Source organism: Vibrio algarum (assembly GCF_028204155.1).
GTDB classification, from domain to species: domain Bacteria; phylum Pseudomonadota; class Gammaproteobacteria; order Enterobacterales; family Vibrionaceae; genus Vibrio; species Vibrio algarum.
Genome location: NZ_JAQLOI010000001.1, coordinates 1,690,158 through 1,711,783, shown reverse-complemented (window position 1 = coordinate 1,711,783; position 21,626 = coordinate 1,690,158). Strand labels below are relative to the sequence as shown.

General features: G+C 40.6%; 22 protein-coding genes and 1 pseudogene. 12 read left to right on the top strand and 11 right to left on the bottom strand.

Features of this window, described 5'->3' with window-relative positions; translation table 11 throughout:
• Position 1 precedes the first annotated feature (1 nt).
• The 4 genes from PGX00_RS08175 to pspA all read right to left on the bottom strand — a co-directional run bounded on the left by PGX00_RS08175 (position 2) and on the right by pspA (position 2,467).
• Complete coding sequence (locus PGX00_RS08175) at positions 2–1,036, bottom strand: efflux RND transporter periplasmic adaptor subunit (protein ID WP_272135152.1); 1,035 nt, start codon at positions 1,034–1,036, stop codon at positions 2–4.
• A 131-nt stretch (positions 1,037–1,167) separates the two neighbouring features.
• Entirely contained in the window at positions 1,168–1,557 is a 390-nt protein-coding gene (pspC, locus tag PGX00_RS08170) for an envelope stress response membrane protein PspC (protein ID WP_272135150.1), read from the bottom strand.
• Positions 1,547–1,783, bottom strand: a complete 237-nt coding sequence (gene pspB / locus PGX00_RS08165) for an envelope stress response membrane protein PspB (protein WP_272135147.1) — start codon at positions 1,781–1,783, stop codon at positions 1,547–1,549. The genes pspC and pspB overlap by 11 nt, the downstream gene beginning before the upstream one ends.
• 15 nt (positions 1,784–1,798) lie before the next feature.
• Entirely contained in the window at positions 1,799–2,467 is a 669-nt protein-coding gene (pspA, locus tag PGX00_RS08160) for a phage shock protein PspA (protein ID WP_272135145.1), read from the bottom strand.
• Positions 2,468–2,591: 124 nt separating this feature from the next.
• Between pspA and pspF the strand changes: the two genes are divergently transcribed.
• From pspF to PGX00_RS08130, 6 genes are all read left to right on the top strand, one after another.
• Complete coding sequence (pspF, locus tag PGX00_RS08155) at positions 2,592–3,707, top strand: phage shock protein operon transcriptional activator (RefSeq protein ID WP_407702343.1); 1,116 nt, start codon at positions 2,592–2,594, stop codon at positions 3,705–3,707.
• 169 nt (positions 3,708–3,876) lie between these two features.
• Positions 3,877–5,496 (top strand): ABC transporter substrate-binding protein, encoded by a 1,620-nt coding sequence (locus PGX00_RS08150; protein ID WP_272135141.1) that lies wholly within the window; start codon positions 3,877–3,879, stop codon positions 5,494–5,496.
• Positions 5,497–6,459 (top strand): ABC transporter permease, encoded by a 963-nt coding sequence (locus PGX00_RS08145; protein ID WP_272135139.1) that lies wholly within the window; start codon positions 5,497–5,499, stop codon positions 6,457–6,459.
• Entirely contained in the window at positions 6,446–7,333 is an 888-nt protein-coding gene (locus PGX00_RS08140; protein ID WP_272135137.1) for an ABC transporter permease subunit, read from the top strand. Before PGX00_RS08145 ends, PGX00_RS08140 begins: the two co-directional genes overlap by 14 nt.
• Positions 7,333–8,325, top strand: a complete 993-nt coding sequence (locus PGX00_RS08135; protein ID WP_272135135.1) for a peptide ABC transporter ATP-binding protein — start codon at positions 7,333–7,335, stop codon at positions 8,323–8,325. The genes PGX00_RS08140 and PGX00_RS08135 overlap by 1 nt, the downstream gene beginning before the upstream one ends.
• Positions 8,325–9,119, top strand: coding sequence for a peptide ABC transporter ATP-binding protein (locus PGX00_RS08130; RefSeq protein WP_272135132.1), 795 nt, complete (start codon positions 8,325–8,327; stop codon positions 9,117–9,119). Before PGX00_RS08135 ends, PGX00_RS08130 begins: the two co-directional genes overlap by 1 nt.
• Before the next feature lie 94 nt (positions 9,120–9,213).
• Here PGX00_RS08130 and PGX00_RS08125 read toward each other — a convergent pair whose 3' ends face one another.
• Both PGX00_RS08125 and PGX00_RS08120 read right to left on the bottom strand, forming a co-directional pair.
• Complete coding sequence (locus PGX00_RS08125; RefSeq protein WP_272135130.1) at positions 9,214–9,612, bottom strand: DUF2750 domain-containing protein; 399 nt, start codon at positions 9,610–9,612, stop codon at positions 9,214–9,216.
• Positions 9,613–9,693: 81 nt separating this feature from the next.
• Positions 9,694–10,599, bottom strand: coding sequence for a manganese-dependent inorganic pyrophosphatase (locus PGX00_RS08120; protein WP_272135128.1), 906 nt, complete (start codon positions 10,597–10,599; stop codon positions 9,694–9,696).
• Between the two features lie 236 nt (positions 10,600–10,835).
• On the opposite strand from PGX00_RS08120, the gene PGX00_RS08115 reads away from it, so the two are divergent.
• On the top strand, positions 10,836–11,024 hold the full coding sequence (locus tag PGX00_RS08115; protein ID WP_272135126.1) for a DUF2057 domain-containing protein: 189 nt from the start codon (positions 10,836–10,838) through the stop codon (positions 11,022–11,024).
• Complete coding sequence (locus PGX00_RS08110; RefSeq protein WP_322107872.1) at positions 11,021–11,560, top strand: DUF2057 family protein; 540 nt, start codon at positions 11,021–11,023, stop codon at positions 11,558–11,560. Before PGX00_RS08115 ends, PGX00_RS08110 begins: the two co-directional genes overlap by 4 nt.
• Before the next feature lie 142 nt (positions 11,561–11,702).
• Here PGX00_RS08110 and torA read toward each other — a convergent pair whose 3' ends face one another.
• The 3 genes from torA to torE are packed head-to-tail and all read right to left on the bottom strand — an operon-like array spanning position 11,703 to position 15,587.
• Positions 11,703–14,165 carry a trimethylamine-N-oxide reductase TorA gene (gene torA, locus PGX00_RS08105; protein ID WP_272135125.1) on the bottom strand — a complete coding sequence of 821 codons (2,463 nt, stop codon included), beginning with the start codon at positions 14,163–14,165 and terminating at the stop codon, positions 11,703–11,705.
• Positions 14,166–14,183: 18 nt separating this feature from the next.
• On the bottom strand, positions 14,184–15,368 hold the full coding sequence (gene torC, locus PGX00_RS08100; protein WP_272135122.1) for a pentaheme c-type cytochrome TorC: 1,185 nt from the start codon (positions 15,366–15,368) through the stop codon (positions 14,184–14,186).
• A gap of 42 nt (positions 15,369–15,410) precedes the next feature.
• Positions 15,411–15,587, bottom strand: coding sequence for a trimethylamine N-oxide reductase system protein TorE (gene torE / locus PGX00_RS08095; RefSeq protein ID WP_272135120.1), 177 nt, complete (start codon positions 15,585–15,587; stop codon positions 15,411–15,413).
• A 431-nt stretch (positions 15,588–16,018) separates the two neighbouring features.
• Between torE and PGX00_RS08090 the strand changes: the two genes are divergently transcribed.
• Positions 16,019–16,810, top strand: coding sequence for an ABC transporter permease (locus PGX00_RS08090; protein ID WP_272135117.1), 792 nt, complete (start codon positions 16,019–16,021; stop codon positions 16,808–16,810).
• A gap of 217 nt (positions 16,811–17,027) precedes the next feature.
• On the opposite strand, the gene focA is transcribed toward PGX00_RS08090, so the two are convergent.
• A complete protein-coding gene (focA, locus tag PGX00_RS08085; protein WP_272137991.1) occupies positions 17,028–17,870 on the bottom strand; it encodes a formate transporter FocA in 843 nt (280 codons plus the stop codon).
• Between the two features lie 305 nt (positions 17,871–18,175).
• On the opposite strand from focA, the gene PGX00_RS08080 reads away from it, so the two are divergent.
• Positions 18,176–18,409: a TIGR02647 family protein gene (locus tag PGX00_RS08080; RefSeq protein WP_272135115.1), complete on the top strand. Its 234-nt coding sequence runs from the start codon at positions 18,176–18,178 to the stop codon at positions 18,407–18,409.
• A 13-nt stretch (positions 18,410–18,422) separates the two neighbouring features.
• Positions 18,423–19,265, top strand: a complete 843-nt coding sequence (locus PGX00_RS08075; RefSeq protein WP_272135113.1) for an NAD-dependent epimerase/dehydratase family protein — start codon at positions 18,423–18,425, stop codon at positions 19,263–19,265.
• Positions 19,266–19,291: 26 nt separating this feature from the next.
• On the opposite strand, the pseudogene PGX00_RS08070 reads toward PGX00_RS08075, so the two are convergent.
• Positions 19,292–21,135: pseudogene (locus tag PGX00_RS08070) on the bottom strand (M3 family metallopeptidase).
• Between the two features lie 135 nt (positions 21,136–21,270).
• Between PGX00_RS08070 and PGX00_RS08065 the strand changes: the two are divergent.
• Entirely contained in the window at positions 21,271–21,615 is a 345-nt protein-coding gene (locus tag PGX00_RS08065; RefSeq protein WP_272135110.1) for a YajD family HNH nuclease, read from the top strand.
• Positions 21,616–21,626: the final 11 nt, after the last annotated feature.

Sequence of the window (21,626 nt, the reverse complement as noted above, 5' to 3'; positions counted from 1 at the left end):
ATTATAGCCCTCTCTCTTTAATCCATTCTCGGACTTTGGTGCCTTCTTCAACGCCTGCTACACCAGAAATCACCACCAAATCACCATCATTTAATCCCGACTCTACCGTCCCTTTTTCACTTAATACTATTTCTACTTTCTCCGTTAAGCCTTCTTCGTTAACGCGCCAAACATACTGCTTTTCGTTTTCAGTAAACAAGGCACTATCCGGAACATCGGTTGCGTCTGTTTTCGGTAGAGATACTCTAACTTGCCCTGACATCCCCGGTAATACACCAACTTCATCCGGTCTATCCATAACTAAGGTGGTTTTATAACTGTTGGTCTTTGAATCAGCTTCCGTATCTATTTCAAGCAGCTGAACAGAAAATGATTCTTGTGGGAAAGAATCGAAAGTCATGGTTGCTTTTTTATTCGGCCCACCACGAAATCGATTTAACAGATAGCCTGGTAACTGAAATTCAATTTTTAAAACTGAAGTGGTTTGAACATTCATCACGGGTTGGTTAACGCTGATATATTCGTGATTTTCTACATTAACAATAGAAACAGTCCCAGCGTATGGCGCAATCAAACTAGTGTAACTAAGGTTTGCTGACGCTTGGTCTAACGAAGCGTTGGCGGATTTATAGGTAGCCAGCGCTTTATCGAAGTCCTGTTCTGATACTACTTGATCCTTTCGTAGTTTTTTCATTCGTTGGTATTGAACATTTGCTAACTCGAAATTGGCTCGTGCCTGCTTTTGTAGCAATTCATATTCATCCGGATTCAACGCTGCAAGTATATCCCCACGCTCTACGAGATCACCTGAGTTAACGTTGAGTTGGCTCAACTGGCCGGGTACGCGAAACGCCATAACCGCCTTATCTCCGGCTTGAGCGATGGCTGGAAATGTTCTGACTAAGTCGTTATTGCCAACAGAAACGGCAAACAATTTAGCGGGTCGAGAATCTGGCTCTGGGACTGGAGGGGCTTCTTTGCACCCAGCGAGTAATAGAGTACAAAAGAGAAAGGTAAAGAGTTGGGACTTAAACATAAAACATCATCCATGTAATAGCTTTATAGTGCTAACTAATAACATAGATGATGATGATAAGATTTGCTAGTGCCTTAGAGCATAACCTACTGATAATTAAGCGCGGTTATTGCTAAAGATCAACTTTTTCATTAGAGCTTGCTAAATTCTCTGTTCACTTTAAAAGACTCGGACGTAACATAGGCTTCTATGTTTCTTACGCCATTTTCTACCCGAGCCAGTTCATTGTCGATATTATTGAGTAGACTTTCAGGAGTTTGCCCTGCCTGCCATGCTTTGTTTTTAATTTTGTGGTCTTGTTTGGTCTTGATGGTTTCTTGATATTCATACGGTTGCTTTTCTAACATCAACGTAAATGCAACATAAGCAACCACAACCAAAAAGCTACCACCCAAAAGCGCAGCAGAGACCACCAATATTCGAACTAGCCAGATTTCTAAACCAAAATAATTGGCAATACCAGCACATACCCCCGCTAGCTTGCCATTCACCGGATCACGGTATAGTTGTCTATCTTTCATGATTCTGTCTCCAACTTGGTGACTCCGAGTCCAAGATACGCTCTAACGTATCGACTCTCTTTTGCAATGACTCTGCTTTAGAGGTTAAAGACTCTAGACGTTCGTAATCTTCACTGGTCAAGCCTTGTTCGGACTTTGTTTTGCCACGATAGTGAAGAAATAACCAAATCGGCGCAACAAAAATCAAAAATACTATGATAGGTCCGGTAATTATGGCCGCTGTCATATTAGTAACTCCTAGTTATTGGTCTTTATTCATCTTTTCTTTTAGTTTTTGCAACTCTTTTTCAATCTCGTCGCTTGCTTGTAGCTCAGCAAATTCTTGATCCAAAGACTTGGCTTTTCCTGACATCTCATAGGTATCAGCTTCAGCCTCTAACTGATCAATCTTTCGCTCATACTGTTCAAATTTAGAAAAAGCTTCGTTTGTACGGCTAGTATGAAGGTGCTTTTGCACGTCTCGGCGACTCCCAGCGGCTTCACGTCGAATCACTAACGCCTGTTGCTTAGCTCGTGTTTCATTAATTTTAGTTTCTAGCTTGCTGATTTCGCCGGTCAATTTGTCGATAGTTTCTTCAACCAATGATTGCTCAATGTGTAAACTTTTCACGATATCGATAAGTTTTTGCTTTTCTATCAGCGCCGCTCGTGCCAAATCTTCTCGACTTTTCGTTAACGCTAATGACGCTTTGTTTTGCCACTCTTCAATATGTGATTCCATAGAACTAACACGGCGGGAAAGCTCTTTTTTATCAGCAATTGCCTTCGCCGAGTTGGTACGTACCTCGACCAAGGTATCTTCCATCTCTTGTAGTATAAGACGGATCATTTTTTCTGGGTCTTCGGCTTTGTCTAGCAAAGAACTTACATTTGAATTGATGATATCAGCGAAACGCGAAAAAATACCCATGATATATCTCCTTAGTAATACGACAATGAATCCTAACGCTATTTAAGTCTGGAATAGCTTCAGGTTTACAAACTATATTCCAATATCCATGCCAATATTTTTTTATTTATAATACAAGAAGTTAATGAGTAGAGCGATTTTTCTATCAGTATGCTATGATAAATATAACCAACTATTGGTAAAAATTACCACCCTAATTTTGGAGTGCAATGTGGAACAACAAACCCTGATTGGAGAATCACCACTTTTTCTTTCTGTTTTAGATAAAGTTTCTCGCTTGGCTCCTATCGAAAGACCTGTGCTTATCGTTGGAGAACGAGGGACAGGTAAAGAATTAATTGCACAAAGACTGCATTATTTGTCGAAACGTTGGGATCAACCATTGGTGATGCTTAACTGCTCCAGCCTAAGTGAAGGTCTCATTGATACGGAACTTTTTGGCCATGAGGCCGGGGCTTTTACTGGATCTAAGGGGCGACATCAAGGGCGGTTTGAGCGTGCGGAAGGCGGTACGCTGTTTTTAGATGAGTTGGCGACAGCACCGTTATCAGTACAGGAAAAACTGCTTCGAGTTATTGAGTATGGGCAATATGAACGAGTTGGTGGAAGTAAAACTCTTAATGCAAACGTTAGGCTTGTTTGTGCCACCAATGCAAACCTTCCAAAAATGGCAAGAAGTGAAACGTTCCGTGCGGATTTATTAGATCGGTTGGCATTTGATGTGGTTCATCTTCCACCACTAAGAGAGCGTAAAGAAGATATCCTTTTGCTTGCTCAACATTACGCGATGAAAATGTGTCGTGAATTATCACTTCCATTATTTGTCGGCTTTACAGATAGGGTGACCAACGAAATATTAGAACATCAATGGCCCGGAAATGTACGAGAGTTAAAAAATGTTATAGAACGTGCCGTTTATCAACATGGAAAATCTGATCTTCCAATAGACAACCTCGTTTTAGACCCCTTCAAATGTGAATGGGAAGATTCAAGTGCAACCAATATACTAGACAGTGTCGAAGAACATAAACTAACAACGTTAGAACTGCCCATCGATTATAAAAAATGGCAAGAGCAACAAGATATCCAATTACTCCATCAGGTTATGGAAGAAGCTAAACACAATCAGCGTACCGCAGCTGAGTTACTTAATCTAAGTTATCATCAGATTCGTGGGATGCTACGAAAATATAATATTGTTGGCCAAGCAAACGAGAATACTCAGAACCAACAAGAGTAAACGAAGTAGCGAAATTAGGTTTACCATAGCGCATACCGATTAGCAGTAAATCTTGCCACTTTGTTACTTAAGTACCCTAAAGAATTGGTCTGACTAAAAAAAGTGTTAAATTATGCGGTTCTTTAGGCATATTTTGTTTGCCCGTTCTCAATCAATGATAACTCTTTCTATGAAAGCAATTTTAAAGTTCACCACAGGATTCTTTAGTATCGGATTACTGATCGGGTGTAGCGACAATATTGATCACGAAAAAATTCGCAAACAAGGTTTTGTCTCTTGTGGACATAGCGCTCCAAATTCCTTCAATCCACAGTTAGTGGAAGGTGGCATCACTGCAGAATCATTGAGCCCGCAAATTTATGATTCGTTGCTAACGCTTGATCCTACGACTCAAAAACCAGTTGCCAGTATTGCCACATCCTGGCAAGTCAATAAAGACGGTACAGAATATACTTTTAAGCTCAAACAAGGTGTTGAGTTTCAGAGCACTGATTGGTTTACACCAACCAGAGCCCTTAATGCCTCCGACGTTCTGTTTAGCTTTAACCGTTTGATAGACCCTAACCACTCTTTTTATTTAGTCGGTAATGCAAGTTACCCTTGGTTTGAAAGTATTGGATTCAGTGAACTAGTAAAAAGGGTTGAAGCCATAGACTCACAAACCGTAAAATTTACTTTAAATAAAGCTGACAACACTTTTCTATCCAACATTTCCACTACTCACGCTGTTATTTTATCGAAAGAGTATGCGTTACAACTCGAAATCAAAGACGAAAAAAATCTTATCGATGAGTTACCTGTTGGTACAGGCCCGTTCTATTTGGCTGAATATCAGGTCGGTGATTTAGTAAGGCTTAAAAAGCACCCTAAGTACTGGCAAGGCGAACCAAAACTTGAACAAGTAGTATTTGATATTTCTTCTCGTGGTACTGGGCCTCTTGCCAAGCTGCTACGCAAAGAGTGTGATGTTCTCTACTCCCCACTTTCTAGTCAAATACCAATTATCAAACAGCACCATGACTTAATATTGGAAGCTAAGCCTTCGATGAACGTTTCGTTTATCGCTATCAACACAGAGCACCCAGCATTGAGCGATCAACGAGTCAGGAAAGCGTTAAGCCTCTCAATCAATCGGAAAAGTATCCTAGATGCTGTCTATTTTGGAACAGGTGAACAAGCTTATTCCATATTGCCACCAAGCTCTTGGGCGTATCAAAAAGACTCCAATCAAATAAGGTACGATAAAAATTATGCCGTGGGTTTACTACGAGACGCAGGCTATACTCAAGGCCTAAAACTTTCAATGTGGGTACCGTTAGAAGCCAGTCCTTATAACCCTAGCCCAAGAAAAACAGCAGAATTAATTCAAGCACAGTATGCTGACATTGGTATCGAGCTAGAATTATTTACTAGTGACCGATTTAATCGTACCGAATTGTCGAAACATACTGATATAGATTTAATTCTCACCGGATGGAACGCAAGTACGGGAGATCCAGATAACTTCTTACGTCCACTGCTTTCGTGTAGTGCCGAAGAGTCAGGTTTAAACGTATCTATGTGGTGTAACCCTGATTTTGATTTTTTATTAGATTTAGCAAGAGAGACCAATCAAGAGAGATACCGACTAAACTTATATAAAGAAGCACAATATATGATGAATGAGGAAGTTCCCGTCATTCCGATTGCTCACGGTGCTCAGTTTTTGACATACCATCAATCGCTCACTGGCTTTGAATCTAGCCCATTCACGTCCAAGAGTTTTCACAAAGTTAGGAGAGTCAAGTAGATGTTTCGTTATACTATTCGTCGCTTTAACCTCTTTGCGATTACATTAATTATATTGACCTTTGTCGGTTTTAGCATTCTCCGCTTAGACAACGAGTCTCCTTGGGCTCACATGAGTTACTTACAGGGTTGGTCGCACTATGTACAAGAATTATGGAATTTAAACTTTGGTTTAAATAAACAAGGTTACCCAATCATTGAAGATATTGTGGTGGTTTTTCCTGCCACGCTAGAACTTGTTTTCATCTCTTTCATGCTTGCTCTTTTTATTGGTATCCCTGTCGGAACTATCGCGGGTATGCGACAAGGTAAGTTTATCGATACTGTCATTTCATTCACATCGATGTCTGGGTACTCCGCACCATTATTCTGGGTAGCGCTTTTATTGATCATGTTTTTTTCATTAGACATGGAGCTACTCCCTGTCTCAGGCCGATATGATCTATTGTACGAGATTGAGCATGTTACAGGCTTTGCCATCATTGATGCATTCTTATCTGACAACCCTTATAAAGCCGAAGCACTACAGAGTGTATTGGAGCATTTAGTTTTACCATCCCTAGTCCTTGCACTTGCACCTACTACACAAATTGTTCAATTGATGAGGGCCTCTGTTGCAGAAGTTATGACTCAAAATTACATTCGTGCAGCGAGAATTAAGGGTTTATCGACACGTGAAATTATCACTGAACATGTTTTTCGCAATGCTTTACCGCCCATATTTCCAACATTAGGCGTGCAACTTTCAAGTATGATCACCTTTGCCATTATCACAGAATCTATTTTTAACTGGCCAGGAATTGGCAGATGGCTTTTAAATGCGTTAGCCAATCAAGATTACGCCTCAATTCAAGCGGGGGTTATGGTGGTCGCCTCCTTCGTTTTATCTGCCAATATATTGTCTGATTTACTTGGTACGTTATCGAATCCATTAGTAAGGAAAGAGTGGTATGTTAACCAATAGCATATATCAAGAGGAACATATACCTACTCAGTTCGAACGTTTTGCTAAGAGTTTCCGCAATAACAATTTAGCGATGTTTGGTGTCTGGTGTCTTGGCCTAATAATATTAATTACACTAACAGCACACTGGATTGCTCCGCATGATCCAAACCTGCAAACCGGTCATTTATTGGTTCCACCATCTTGGGCAACAGAAGGTAGTATTGAATATTTCTTGGGTACCGACGATCTTGGTCGAGATATCCTTTCAAGAATTTTAACCGGGTCTCGATATACGTTTGGCGCCGCCATTTTAGTCACTATTATCGCAGGCTTAATTGGTAGCTTTATCGGTATTTTAGCTGGGATGACGCGTGGTTTGCTGTCTAGTACGCTGAACCACCTATTTGATACCGTTATGTCAATCCCCTCACTACTTTTAGCCATCATTTTTGTCGCTTTTTTAGGCTTTGGTGAGTTTAATATATTATTGGCTATTGGTTTGGCGTTGATACCAAGGTTTATCCGTTCAATCTATACAGCGATACACGCAGAACTAGAAAAAGATTACATTATGGCAGCTCGCCTTGATGGTGCTAATGATCTGTATTTATTGCTTAATTCTATATTCCCCAATATTCTTGCCATCATCGCTGCAGAAGTCACTATGGCATTAACATTGGCAATTATGGATATCACCGCCCTTGGCTTTTTAGGCTTAGGAGCACAAGCACCCAGCACCGAATGGGGTGCTATTTTAGGTGATTCTGTTGAGTTGATTTACCTTGCTCCATGGACGGTCACACTGCCCGGTTTAGCCATCATGTTTACGGTTATTGTTATAAATTTGGTCGGTGAAGGTATTCGACAAGCATTAAATGCAGGAGTTGAGTAATGCCATTACTGGATTTTAGGCACCTAACCATTGAAATAGAAACACCACATGGATTAGTCAAGGCTGTCGATAGAATGAGCCTTACGATACAAGAAGGTGACATACGTGGTTTAGTAGGTGAATCAGGTTCTGGTAAAAGCCTCGTCGCTAAAGCGATAGTTGGTATCTGCAAAGATAATTGGCGTGTTAGTGCCGATCGAATGCGATTTGGAGACGTTGATCTGCTCCAGTTGACACCGAAAGAAAGGCGCAAAGTTATCGCTAAAGATGTCGCGATGATATTCCAAGAGCCCTCCACCTGTTTAGACCCATCTGAAGCGGTGGGTAACCAATTGGCAGAATCCATACCATCGCAAACTTTCCAAGGTCGCTGGTGGCAACGTCTAAAGTGGCGTAAGAAACAAGCCGTGGCGTTACTGCATAAAGTTGGTATCAAGGATCATAAAAGGATAATGAGCAGCTATCCATATGAGCTTACCGATGGTGAATGCCAAAAAGTAATGATAGCGATGGCCATTGCCGCTAAACCTCGCTTGTTGATTGCCGATGAACCAACCAATGATTTGGATCCTATTACCCAATCACAGATATTGCGTTTATTGAGCCGTATGAACCAAGTTCATAACACGACTATTTTACTTATAGGGCACGACCTAACAACAATCACACAATGGGCAACAAGAATTACCGTTATGTACTGCGGCCAATCTGTAGAATCGGCTGCAACAGAACAAATTCTCAAAGCACCAAAACATCCTTATACCATCGCACTTTTGAAAGCGATGCCCGATTTTAGTGATTGGATTCCCCATAAGCAAAAATTACAATCTTTACCAGGTTCAATCCCGGCGCTACAACACTTACCTATAGGTTGTCGATTAGGGCCTCGCTGTCCCTATGCACAGAGACAATGTGTTGAGATCCCTTATTCTAAGAAAATAAAGGGACATAAATATTCTTGTCACTTCCCGTTGAACACAGGGGCTAAATAATGAATGAGTCTTTACTTGAGGTTAATGGCCTTTCGAAACAGTTTGTGACGCGTTCTGGGTTCTTTAGAAAAAAGATACAACAGTCAGTTAAACCAGTAAGCTTTTCTTTAGAGGCGGGACAAACTATTGGCTTGATCGGACAAAATGGCTCTGGAAAATCCACATTGGCCAAAATGCTTGCCGGAGTCTGTGAACCAACGAGTGGAGAGATTCGTGTAAATGGTGAAAAGCTAGAGCACCGAGATTACTCAACACGTTGTAAGCTTATACGCATGATATTTCAAGATCCAAATAGTTCTCTGAACCCAAGAATCCAGATTGGACGCACCCTTGAGGGACCTCTTCGACGTAATACTGAAATGCCAGCAGAAGCACGTATGAAACGAGTTAAAGACACTCTAGTTCGAGTTGGCTTACTACCAGAACATGCGTATTTTTATCCTCAAATGTTAGCAGCAGGTCAAAAACAGCGCGTCTGCCTTGCTCGAGCTCTTATCTTGCAGCCTTCTATCATCATTGCAGATGAGGCGTTAAACGGTTTAGATATGGCAATGCGCTCGCAAATCATCAACCTTTTCCTAGAGCTTCAAGATGAGATGGGCGTTTCATTTGTCTATGCTTCTCAGCATATCGGGATTATTAAGCACATTACCGATAAGGTAATGGTAATGCATGAAGGTGATGTGGTTGAATATGGCGACACCAATCAGGTTCTTACCAGTCCAGAACACCCTATTACACAAAGGTTAGTTGATAGCCATTTTTATAAAGCACCAAATTATAAAAGGGGCTAATCACCAAGCAGCTAAACCTTAAAGCTTAGCTGCTTTCAACATAGCGTTCGTTCGATAACCTAGGGTATTTCTACGGTTTTTTATCTCAGATAACTTATTTTCTATCCAGTTTTTGCGCTTGTTTCTTTAGTTCAAAATCAAATTCATCTGGGTAAAGCACAACGCCTTCTTCGTTGATATTTGGAAACACCACAATAGATAACTCGTCGTCTTCTAGACCATGTGTCCAGCGACTGTGCCATTTATTAATAGAGATGCTTTCCGCTGTGCAATGTTCCCACTCACCTGTAGCCCACTGCGCCGCAAATTCTTCGTTCGGCCAAACTGGAACACAATCGTCATCATCTGTATTTAGCATGACGCATCCGTGGTCATCCTTAAGAATCCATACACAGCGATTAGTCACCATCTCTTTGATGCCATACTTCATTCGCTGGTCAGCGTCCATATTGTTTATCTGTTGCAATTTTTCGCTATCGAGTTTATCAACCATACTTACCTCGGATTTATAATTTACGATCAAAAAAAGCGAAGGTAGACCACCTTCGCTCTTTCATCAATTATGTTATTGCTACTACACTAATTCGTTTTGAAGCCAAGGCCAGCCTTGCTTTTTACGGCTCAGTGTATTTTCCATCATGAGTAAACCATCTTTTTCATGCTTAACAAGTTTTTCAGCCATCTCGCCTTTATAAAGAAGACGAGTCGTTGCCGAAGTGATATCAGTAAGCATCACGGCCGCAAAGGCTAGGCCTTCTTCATCGCAACGACGTTGAAGGTCAACTTCCAGAGCCTCAATCATACCGTCTACTTGCTCAAGCGTTGCAAGTTCTATTTGACCAACAACCACGTTTTTACCAAGGAAAGGGTAAGCTTTAAGATCTTTTTCTACCAATTGAGCAGCATTCAGACCTTCGATATCTGTTTTAGCTATCAACAGGTTTTTAATAAATGCATCTAAGTCGGTCACTTCTGCATACTTAGCAAGTGCCTCAACGGCGTCTTTGTCTTTTTGAGTACACGTTGGAGACGCAAAGCCCACGGTATCAGAAAGGATAGCCGACATCATCAAGGTTGCCATTTCACGAGTAATGGTTACTTCTTCCATTTTTAGAAGATTAAATAAGATAGTACATGTACAACCTACAGGCCAAATCCACGCTTCTAATGGATTAATTGTCATAACATCGCCGAGACGATGGTGGTCAACAATACCCACGATTTCTGCTTCATTGATGTCGTCAGGTGCTTGAGAAACATCGGTATAATCAACCAACCAAACTTTTTCACCCGCTACACTTGTACACATTTCTGGGGCTTCTACACCCGCTTGCTCAAGAATATACTGAGTTTCGCGGTTAAGCTCACCTTGACGAACGGGTCTTGCTTCAAGGCCTCGAGCTTTAAGTAACTCGGTGGCAACTAATGCACTACAAATGCTATCACTATCTGGGTTCTTATGACCGACAACTTGAATCATGTTATATCCTATACAAGTTTATAATTATGGAATAAAGTCTTATTTGACCTGTTTTTAATGACGAATACTTTACCTGATTTTTAGAATTTGTCATTGGGTTGATTGCAAATAATTCTTACTACTTGCTTTTCATTTTATACAAATCTTTTAATCGGTGAAACAATTTGACTTTATTATCACAAATCAAAACAACAAAAAGTCCATTATAGACAACAAACAATTGGAATATAAACCAGATGAAGCATCTAAAAATCATTACATTAGCGATAGTTAGTTCCATTAGTTTTTCGGCTTTATCTAGTGTTGAATTGACAGCAAATTCTAGCCTAGAGCTTTTGGTTGTAAATGGTGAAAAAGCAAAAGTAGACAGTAGTTTTTTTCCTCCAAGCAGACCGCAAAGCTACCAAATGGCGAAAACCAGATAATATTTCGTTATAGCTACACTTATAATCGGGGCGATAATTATACCCGTGTTGATACACCTGTAATTATTGCTAAGTTCACGGCACAAGATACTAATATAACCTTTCAGTTTCCCGAATTTAGAAACGCTGCTGAAGCAGGGGAAAACATAGGAAATATAAGGTGGTCCCTAATTGATAGTGACAAGAAAGTTATCGAAAAAGCAGAAGATACTCTAAGAATAGATGGTATGCAGATAGGTCGTAATTACGTAAGGGAAACGGAAGATTATAACGAGGCTGGTGGACCTGCTGCGATTAAGAGCAAACGTCATACCGTATCGCTACCCCCTACCAGCACTACTTCATCGACTGTATCTACCTCTATCGAAGCAACATCTTCAGTCGCAACGGCAGCGGCAATTGAGGCTATACCTAAACAAGCCACTTCAACATCTAACACACCTAACGCGGACACCGCAGAAGAAATGCTACACTTTTGGTATGACAAAGCATCGCCAGAAACCAAGGCTCGCTTCAAAGAATATGTGAATCAATAACCTTACATTCGACAGAATTTGCCCGTAAAAAAATACCGACTCTTTTTAAACAAGTCGGCATTTTTAACTTTGTAACGAATACTAGTACCACGCTAGATAAGCGATTAAAACGTTAACTTTCCAGATTGGCATAAGATACTAGCTACGCTTTCATCTCAATTGGACCACCAAATGCAGTCACTGGCGGAAGCTCTCCGGTAAACTTCTCAAAATCAACTAAACACGTATTCGCTGATGTTGCTTGAGATAGTTCAGACGCTGGGATGTCCTGAGTTAGTGTATTAGGATCGCCATAGGTATCGATCGATCCAACCTTCTCATTCGCCGGTCCATACCATGCGCCCTCTTCAATACGGACAACACCTTTGGCATAAGAATCCATAAGTACTGCGCCAGCTAAAAGCTGACCACGATCATTAAAGACTCTGACTACATCGCCATCTTTAATACCTTTTGATTTCGCATCTTCAGGGTTAAGGTAGATAGGCTCACGACCATTTACAGCGTAAGTTGCTCTTATCTCTTCTGATTCACACATTTGAGAATGGAGGCGCTTGTCTGGGTGACAAGACTGCAGCCAGTACGGGTGTTTATCAGAACCAGGACCACCGTGTGAACGTTCACTTTTCTCGAACCACATTGGGTGCTCTTGACACTCTTCATAGCCAAAACGACCAATCTTACGACTAGATATCTCTAAGAAACCAGAAGGTGTACCTAATGCATTGGTTTCTGGGTCATCACGGAATGCAGCATGGCGAACCCAAGGCTTACCTTTACCTGCATCGAAATACCCTTTCTCCCAAAACGCATCGAACTCTGGAAGTTCAAACTTGCCTGTATTTGCTTTACGACATTCGTTATATAAGTGTTGGACCCACTGCATCTCATTCATGCCGCGCGTATATTCTTTGTCACGTCCAAAGCGCTTGGTTAGCTCTGTCATGATATCGAAATCAGACTTTGATTCGAATAGTGGTTCAACCAATTTATGCATGGCTACTAATCCACGCTTAGAATATGAGCCATAACCATCTAGGTCATTCCGCTCCCATTGCGTACAAGCCGGAAGAACAATGTCTGAGAAACGACAACTTGCTGTCCAGTTAAAATCTACCGTCACAACTGTTTGAAGATTTTTGAACGCTTTCTTCATGTTGTTACGGTCTTGGTGGTGATGCCATGGATTACAGCCGGAAATAACCATCATCTTATAACCCGGAAGTTTCACTGTATTGCCGTTGTGGCGAATCTCTTTACCTGGTTCAGTTAAGCAATCAATCCAGCGAGCAACCGGAATTACCTTACTGTAACCATTGAAGTCGCTATTATCCCATTTAGGCTTAGTCCCTTGCTCTGGGTTACGTGGAAAACTACCCGGAGTAGCGAACTCAGTTGAAGGTACACCGATAGAACTATAGTGGTGACCATAAGAAACACCACCACCTGGCAAGCCTACTTGGCCAAGCATTGCTGCCAATACCGCACCCATCCAATAAGGTTGCTCACCATGTTGCTGACGTTGAATTGACCAACCAAACAAGAGTTGCGTACGTCCATTGGTTAACATACGAGCAAACTCACGGATCTTGTCTGCACTTATTCCACAAATTTCCGCAGCCCATTCTGGTGTTTTCTCGACTTTATCCTTTGTTTCACCGTTAACATAGGCGATGAACTCTTCAAAACCTAAACAATAAGTGTCTACAAAATCTTCGTCGTAAAGCTCTTCTTTATACAATGTATGAGCAAGCGCTAACATAAATGGAACATCTGTTTGCGGATGAATATACATATGGTCATTGTTAAAGAAACGCTGTGACTTGTTCTTCACAGGGTCTACAGATACTAGGTTGATATCTCCTTTTGCTACTTTTTCTTTTAGCTGATCGAGATACTCAAACGATTCATGTGTTTCACATGCCCACCCTACTTGAAGGTTTTTAACTGGATCGTTGGCCCACAGAATAATGTTGTCACTATTTTCTAAAATTTCAGACCAAGACGTACCTTGAGCGTACACCTCTGTTGAACCTAAAACATAAGGAAGAATAGTTTGACCAGCACCCGTTGAGTAGTCACCTACTTTTTTGATGAAGTTACCGTGCATTGCAACAGCACGTTGCATGTGATTACCAGAAGAGTGTACTTGACCTGTTTGACGCCAACCAGTTTGTCCCGCGTGCAAAGCCCATGGGCCGTACTCTTTCTGCACTCGCTCTAGCTCATTGTAAAAATGGTCAATGGCTTCATCCCAAGTAACACGTACAAAACGATTATTACCGCGTGTATCGGCAGCATATTTGTGCTTTTTAAGCCAGTCTAAACGAACCATTGGGTAACGAACACGTGAAGGACTATAAATAATCCCTTTGATGCCGTTTATCATTTCAGTTGGGTGTTTGTCTAATTCAAGTGGCTTTATCTCTTGTACTTTGCCGTCTTGCACTAACGCGCGAAATGCGCCCCAGTGTGACCCAGTTGTTTTCCATGTACCAGCATCAGCAGCGCTTGCTTTTGCCGACATTAACAAGCTAGGACCAATTACAGATACAGCGCTTGTTGCTGCTGCACCTTTAAGAAAGCTTCTTCTTGTTATAGTCATAGGGTTACTCCTTAAAGCTTAATGGCTATCTTCAGAGAAATCTGAAGAGTGTTTTTGTAAATATTTTAAGATGAGGGCTTCGGTGTCTGTGTCGAAATTAACGAAAGCCAACATACCGTTGAACATTCCGGGCCAAGTATTCGTATCGAAGTGTCCTTCTTCTGGTTGTGTGTGGCAGGTAGAGCAATTAGATTGATATGCCACTTTCGATTTTTCCCAAATCGGATCAATGCTGTTGATTACTGTCTCTTTCTTCATCCACAGTTTCGCAGTAACACGTTGCCAAGGCAGGCCAGTTAAGTCGTCGACTTTCTTCTCGTGCTTCTCAATGATCTTCTTATTTTTTGCTGCGGACTTGGTTAACGAAGCGACACCAATGTTCATTCCGAATTCTTCTTGGATGACTCGCGCAAAACCACGTGCTTTTCGCCAACCTTCAATTTGGACTTGAATGGCATCACCTTCTTGAGCAAGGATAGTTACGCTAGACGCAGGCAGTATTTTCCCAGCGTCAATTGTCATAGCGGAATCTTCGAATAGAGCGAGGTGTCGAATAGTCGTAATACTTTGACCAACGTCGTAATTGGTCTTCAATGCCATTTCTTCGAGCTCTTCCATCATGCTTCCCGCGCCACTCATGCCTTCTGGAAGCTTGTGTGCGATGCCTTTATGGCAATCTATACAACTCTGGTCTTTTTCCGCAGCAAGTTTCATCTGCGTTTGGGCAGCCGTTGACATGGAATCAAAATCCATAGAGTCGTAGTTGTGGCAATTTTTACATTCAAGAGAGCCGTTAGCAGAGAACCTGTCCCACTCATGCTGTGCAAGTTCTTTACGGCGCTCTTCAAAGACCCCAGGTTCATCGTAATTACCAAAGACCTGAGCAAAGACTTCTTTAGACGCTTGCATCTTACGAGCAATTTTATCAGTCCACTCATGAGGGACATGACAGTCCGGGCATGTGGCACGTACACCTGAGTTATTTTTCCAATGGACTGTTTCTTGAAGCTCTTTATAAACATTGGCTTCCATGGTGTGACAGCTAATACAAAACTCTTCTGTATTGGTTGCTTCAAGTGCCGTGTTAAAGCCACCCCAAAAAACAATACCGGCGATAAAGCCACCCAGAGTTAACACGCCTAGGCTTATATGCACAGCCGGGCGAGTCATGGTTGTCCAAAGATTTTTAATTAAGGAAGTCATAATTGGTTCTCTATAAATTGAATTCTAAAAAAGAAACGAGGGTTAACCATGAATACCCGGAGGCCCCATGAAAAACACCTGCATAAACCAAATCAAAAATCCGTATCCACCAACCATCGCAACACTTAAAACGGGAAACAGAACCACGGATATTATTAAAAAAGATTTCCACTCTAAGGATCGAGTTTCAGCATCCATGCTTTTGTTAACATTTTTCATACATACACTCACTATGTGACTAGATTCAGCTAATCGTATTTCAAATTAACCGGACAATAATTCATTCGTTAAGTAAGATCTTAATCCACAAAAAACATGTGGTTCAATAGCGTAAGGTCATACAGGGCAAGTTATTCGTGGCTTTTTTGACATGGAACGGAGATGTGTTTTATTAATATTTTATGTGTTTATATGTGAACAAATATGTAAAATTAATATTGGTAAAATTTGTTAAGGAAAAGCAATTTATGACAACAATTAAAGGCTAATTTTCCGTTATAAATCGTGTTTATGAGCAGTAAACAAATCCTTTATTCGTCGTTTTTAATGTTACCGTTCTGTAAAATCCCGGTCGCAATCCAAAGCTATCATCACGATTATTTTCAAAATACGGTATGCTCTTTAGTTCTTCTAACTAGGTGAAACAGACAATGCAGACAACCTTAGATATTTCTTGGATACAGCTTTCGCTTTTCTCTTTAGTACTTCTTGTTCCTTTGTATATCAATAATCGCTATCAACTGGAATTAATGAAGGACATGGTAGTAGCAATCATTAGAATGGCCGTTCAGCTTATATTGGTAGGCATCTATTTAGAGTTTGTTTTTCAAACCAACAATCTACTACTGAATCTTTTATGGCTCTGCGTGATGATAGTAGTAGGAAGCAACGCTATCATTGGTAAAGCTAAGTTACCGTCTAAATTTTTATTCATGCCTGTGTTGACTGGGTTGTTGGTAGGATTGGCACCACTGCTTATTATTTTGTCTGTCGGAGTAATCCAGCCATCGCCTCTGTATAGCGCACAGTACATTATCCCATTATCTGGAATGCTGCTGGGTAACAGCCTTAGTGGAAATATCGTGGCATTGCAAAATCTGTACGGTGCCTATGAACAACGAAAAACCGAATACGAGGCAGCCATATCTCTAGGGGCAACACCACAATATGCGTCTATTCCATTTGTACGTGCAGCTATGCAGAAGGCGCTTGCACCAATACTTGCCTCTATGGCGACAACCGGATTAGTGACACTTCCCGGTATGATGACGGGGCAGATATTAGGGGGAACCAGTCCGATAATTGCAATCAAATATCAAATGATTATTCTGATAGCAATCTTCGTTATGATGTCTGTATCAATTACCATTTCGCTTCAACTTAGTTTAAAGCAGACCATTACAAAAGAAGGGAGAATCAAGGTGCAATTTCTTGAAAAATAGCTTGCGATTATAAAAAGCTTATTTTTATTAGCGTCTAACAATTTATCCACAGATATTGTGGATAAACACTTGTATGATTGAGTTCTATCGCTAAATTTTCTTATATCCATTTGACATAATAGGCCAGCATTCGCATGCTGACCTTCGGCATAAATCACATATAATATCTGCCCCATTTCACTAGCAAGGCATACTCATCAATATGAAAGCAAGTCTATTAGTCTCGTAGATAAATTAACCAGTAACCCATTCCAACAAAAATTCCACCACCAATAATATTTCCTAGCGTAACAGGAATAAGATTATTCATTATAAAATTGGTTAAGGTTAAATCAGAAAACTCTGCGGCTGTCGTACCAGCAGCTTGCCAGAATTCCGGACTAGCAAACATTTTAATGCCTATCGCCATTGGTACTTGAAACATATTCGCAATGCAGTGTTCAAATCCTGACGACACAAACATTGCAACAGGCAATACCGTTACCATAATTTTATCTGTAAGACTCCGGCCACTAAACGTCATCCAAACAGCAACACACACCAATACGTTACACATGATTCCCAATGCTACGGCTTGAAAAAATCCATGATGAAGTTTGTGTTGTGCAATTTTCATCGCATTAATACCGACGGCACCATCGTCAAAAGTATACTGTTTCGCCACTAACATAATAGCCACTAAACCAAGTGCCCCAATTAGGTTTCCCGTATACACCACACACCAGTTAGAAATAAGATTACGCCAAGTGATTTTACCACTGGCATGCGCTACCAAAGTTAATACCGAACTTGTAAACAGTTCACCACCAGTGATAATAACGAGTATAAGACCAAGACTAAATGCGAGCCCGCCTATGAAATGACTGTATCCGTATGGAACAGACTCTGTACCCGTAGTAACGGTAGTGTAAAAAATAAATGCGATACCAATATGAATACCAGCGGTTATCGCTAGCAAAAATGATTTCATAGGGTCTTTAGTCGCTTTACCTACTCCTGCCTCAGCCGCTTTTTCTGCCATTTGAGGTGGCAATAAAGAATCAAATTGGTTCATATTCATTTTTATGTTTTCTTCGTTACTAAAATAATGCGCGGATATTCCTATGATCCAGCTCACATTTCAAGCCGAATTATCTATTCACCACAATTATTTTAATCGTCACTTCATTCTAGCTATTAAAATATTATTTTTATCTATTTTAGCTATATCTATAGCGGATACGTTTCCTATCAGCCCCCTTAATATCGTTCTAATATTAACCATTTCCATCATAGCTAACAGTTCTTACTATCGAATCTTGTTCCGAGACTGAATGCAATTTAATGTTGATGGCATATAAAGATGAAATAGCGAAGGAATTACACATGAAATACACAACAGAGAACATAGCGGAACTTAACTTACTTCTTCAGTTTGATATCAGCAGTGCCGCAACAGGCATTAAAGTCCATAATGATGCCACAGAAGAATTACAAGAGGCTGTTAAGCGTCTATATGCAAAAAACCTTTGTACCTTACCTGACGGTGGTTATTTGACTGACGAAGGTATAGAAGTGGCAGAAAGTGCCTATAGAGTATTGCGTATACTTACAGCTTAAATAACGTAATTCAATGACTAGCATAGCAATCATTGGAGCTGGGTGGTTGGGCTTTCCATTAACGCAGCGTTTAGATTCCATGGATAAACCTGTATTCGCCACCCGAACGTCTACTGAAAGACTGAGAGAGTTGGAAGCGTTATCTATCCCCTGCTTCGCTCTGCGCTTAGATTCACATATTCCAACTGCAGATCCCTTTGTAACAGAACAATTTCAAGCTAGAGATATTAGAACCGTAATTGGTGTTTTTCCTCCTGGATTTCGAAAAGGAGAGGGAGAAGCCTATGCAATTCGTTGGCAATCCCTTATTAACAGCGCCAAAGAAGCTGGGGTAGAAAAAATCATCATGGTTAGTTCTACTTCGGTTTACCCTAATACTAATGAGGTTATGAATGAAAATGATGCTTCTTTGTCGTTAGCTAAGAGCAATAATCATTTTTCAGAAAATGCACAAATAATGTTAACCGCCGAACAATCACTAATAGATTCTGGAATTGAGTACGCGATATTGCGATGCTCAGGCCTATTTGGACCCAATAGGCACCCAGCTAGATTTGTCAATAAAATGCGCAGTGTCAGCAAAGTTGCTCCCGTAAATATGGTGCATTTACAAGATGTTATTAATGCGGTGATATTCAGTTTAACTGAAGTCCACAATCAAGTGGTTAATGTCACTTCTCCAAATACTGTCACTAAATACGAGTTTTATAACCAAGCGATACAGCACTATCACGATGAGTTAACGTTACCAAAGTTAAACAATGAGCCAGCGAAAAAGATCAGTTCAGACAAACTGCTCCAGTTGGGTTTTACATTCACATATGAAAATGTTGTAGATGGTTTGAAGCACTACTAAGTGCTTCAAACATACAACCTATATAATTACTTGTAGGTCTGCTCGATGTGGTGCTCAAACTGACAGCACATATCATCGTCTGATAGTTCGTTTGATGCCAATACTATCGAACCATCAACTATTTTCATGCTCGCGTTAAGCGACCTTAAATCTGCACGCTCTCGCGATGCTAAAGCTGATATCTTAGCTTGCTCTAACTTCCACGCAGCATCTGCCGTTAAATTGCACTCATCAGCTAGATATTTCGCATTAAAACCTTCACCTGTTAAGGCTTTAATGGATTGGTTATGAGAAACACTGTTGCCTGCTGCCCAATAATGCTTTGCTAAAAGTGGACCAATCTCTGGGTTGTCCGTTAAGTAACCAAATTTGCCCATAAAATAAGCGCGCGTCTGATAAACCGCCATATGAGCTAACAGGTAACCTTGATAGGAACAAGCTGACTCATCTGAAAGTAAATGAGGGATAGCCATCAATGGTCTTGGACTGCACTCCAAACCTAATATTTTTTTCTCACAATCGCGGGCAAGCTGCGTGATTATTTCTGGTGTCAATTCGTTATCAGTGAGTAAATATAGATCACGTTCAAAATAAGGCACCACCAAAATACTCCGCTCTTCATACGCTTTGAACGGCTGTTTACTGTCAATAATGCCCTTAATAATCTCTTCAGAAACAGGTTCACCATCCGCGTTAATAGCATACTGTTTAAGCCAATCTGCATCCGTAAGTAAGCTATCACAAAACATTGATTGAGTTTCAGCGTATGCCATTGAAGTAGGTGCAAATTCTTGTGAAAAACAAGGTGCATTCATTTTGACATTAGAAAAATGCGCAGCATGACCTCCCTCGTGAAAAAGCGTATTGATGCCATCATATCCGCTCCCAATTTGGTCAGGTTTAGCATTGCTCGTAAAGTTGACCTTTGCTGCTATCCATGAACCTTGATCATAAAATGAAGGGATAGGATCATGACAAAAACCATTCGGATATTTGCCCTTTCTATCTAATAAATCTAGTGTAAGTTCCGCTCCAGAGTAATCAATATTCAAGCGGCCAAACGATTCGACCCAACGACGTAAGGATTGAGAAAATGGTACATATTGGTCCAAATCTCTCATTATATCACCAGCAAAAGAGTAAACAAAATTAGACGCAGATAACGCTTGTTTGCCTTTTATTTTAGCGAGATTCTTTAAACTGTCTAAATGACCGTCACGAGTCCGTCGCTCAAAGTCATCCAAAATGGTAAAAAGTTGATTCGTTGTCATCTGCTCCGTTTTTTCTATCGAATAATCAAAATAGGTTTTATAGCCTAAAGACTGAGCAAATTGATTTCTAAGCTTAATAAGTTCTATTAAACCATTGGCAAGCAGCCACTGCTCTAAGTCAATCAGAGCCTTATGGGCGGACTTCCTTACCTGCTCGTTATTATGTGTACGAATGATTGAAGATAATATAGGTAAAGAACCTTCCGCTGATTCGCCCTGCTCGTTCACATAATGCATCAAGTGACTCTGTTTCTTCTCAAACAAATCCGCTTCCAGTTGAATCAACTTTTCTTTTAGCTTTTGTGCCTTCGCAGATTCTATAGAATGCGCACGAAACATAGCAAGCCACCCAGTTAAACCTTCTTTTGTCTGCTGTTTTTCAAGCTCATTTGTTATGCTATCTGCAGCATTAATTTGCTGTAAAATTTCACTGATTTTATCTGGATTACTTAAATATTGAGTCCATTGTGTTTGTGCTTTTGTTGAGCCGTCATGGTCGTCACTGGTTCCCATGTAAGTTTCCCAAAAAAGTCTTCTTTGTTTTTATGAATAGCCAAATATTCTTGGTTTAAATTATTGAGGTAACTGGTTGCTGTCATGATATTTTTTCATTAATAGATACACGCTTTTTATATTAGCATGCATCGTCTAAATGCGCTTTTTGCTTTTAGAAATTCACCCTTATTGTGTTACGCTAAGACAGATTTTCAAGTGGTAAAAAGTTAGGAGTGAACATGGCATCAGATTTTTATGGTAGTAGTGCAGCATATGCTAGAAAAGAGAGTGATTACCGAGACAGAGCATTAAAAATGTACCCGTGGGTTTGCGGAAACTGTGCACGCGAATTTGTCTATTCAAATCTGCGAGAACTAACGGTCCACCACAAAGACCATGATCATACTAATAACCCCAATGACGGTAGTAACTGGGAATTGTTATGTATTTATTGCCACGATCATGAGCATTCAAAATATACCGACCACGACCAATACGGTTCAGAAATTACACCCGGCCAAGATGAACATGAAGGTGCTACGCACAACCCGTTCGCAGATCTTGCTAAAATGCTGAAAAAATAGAATTAAAAAAG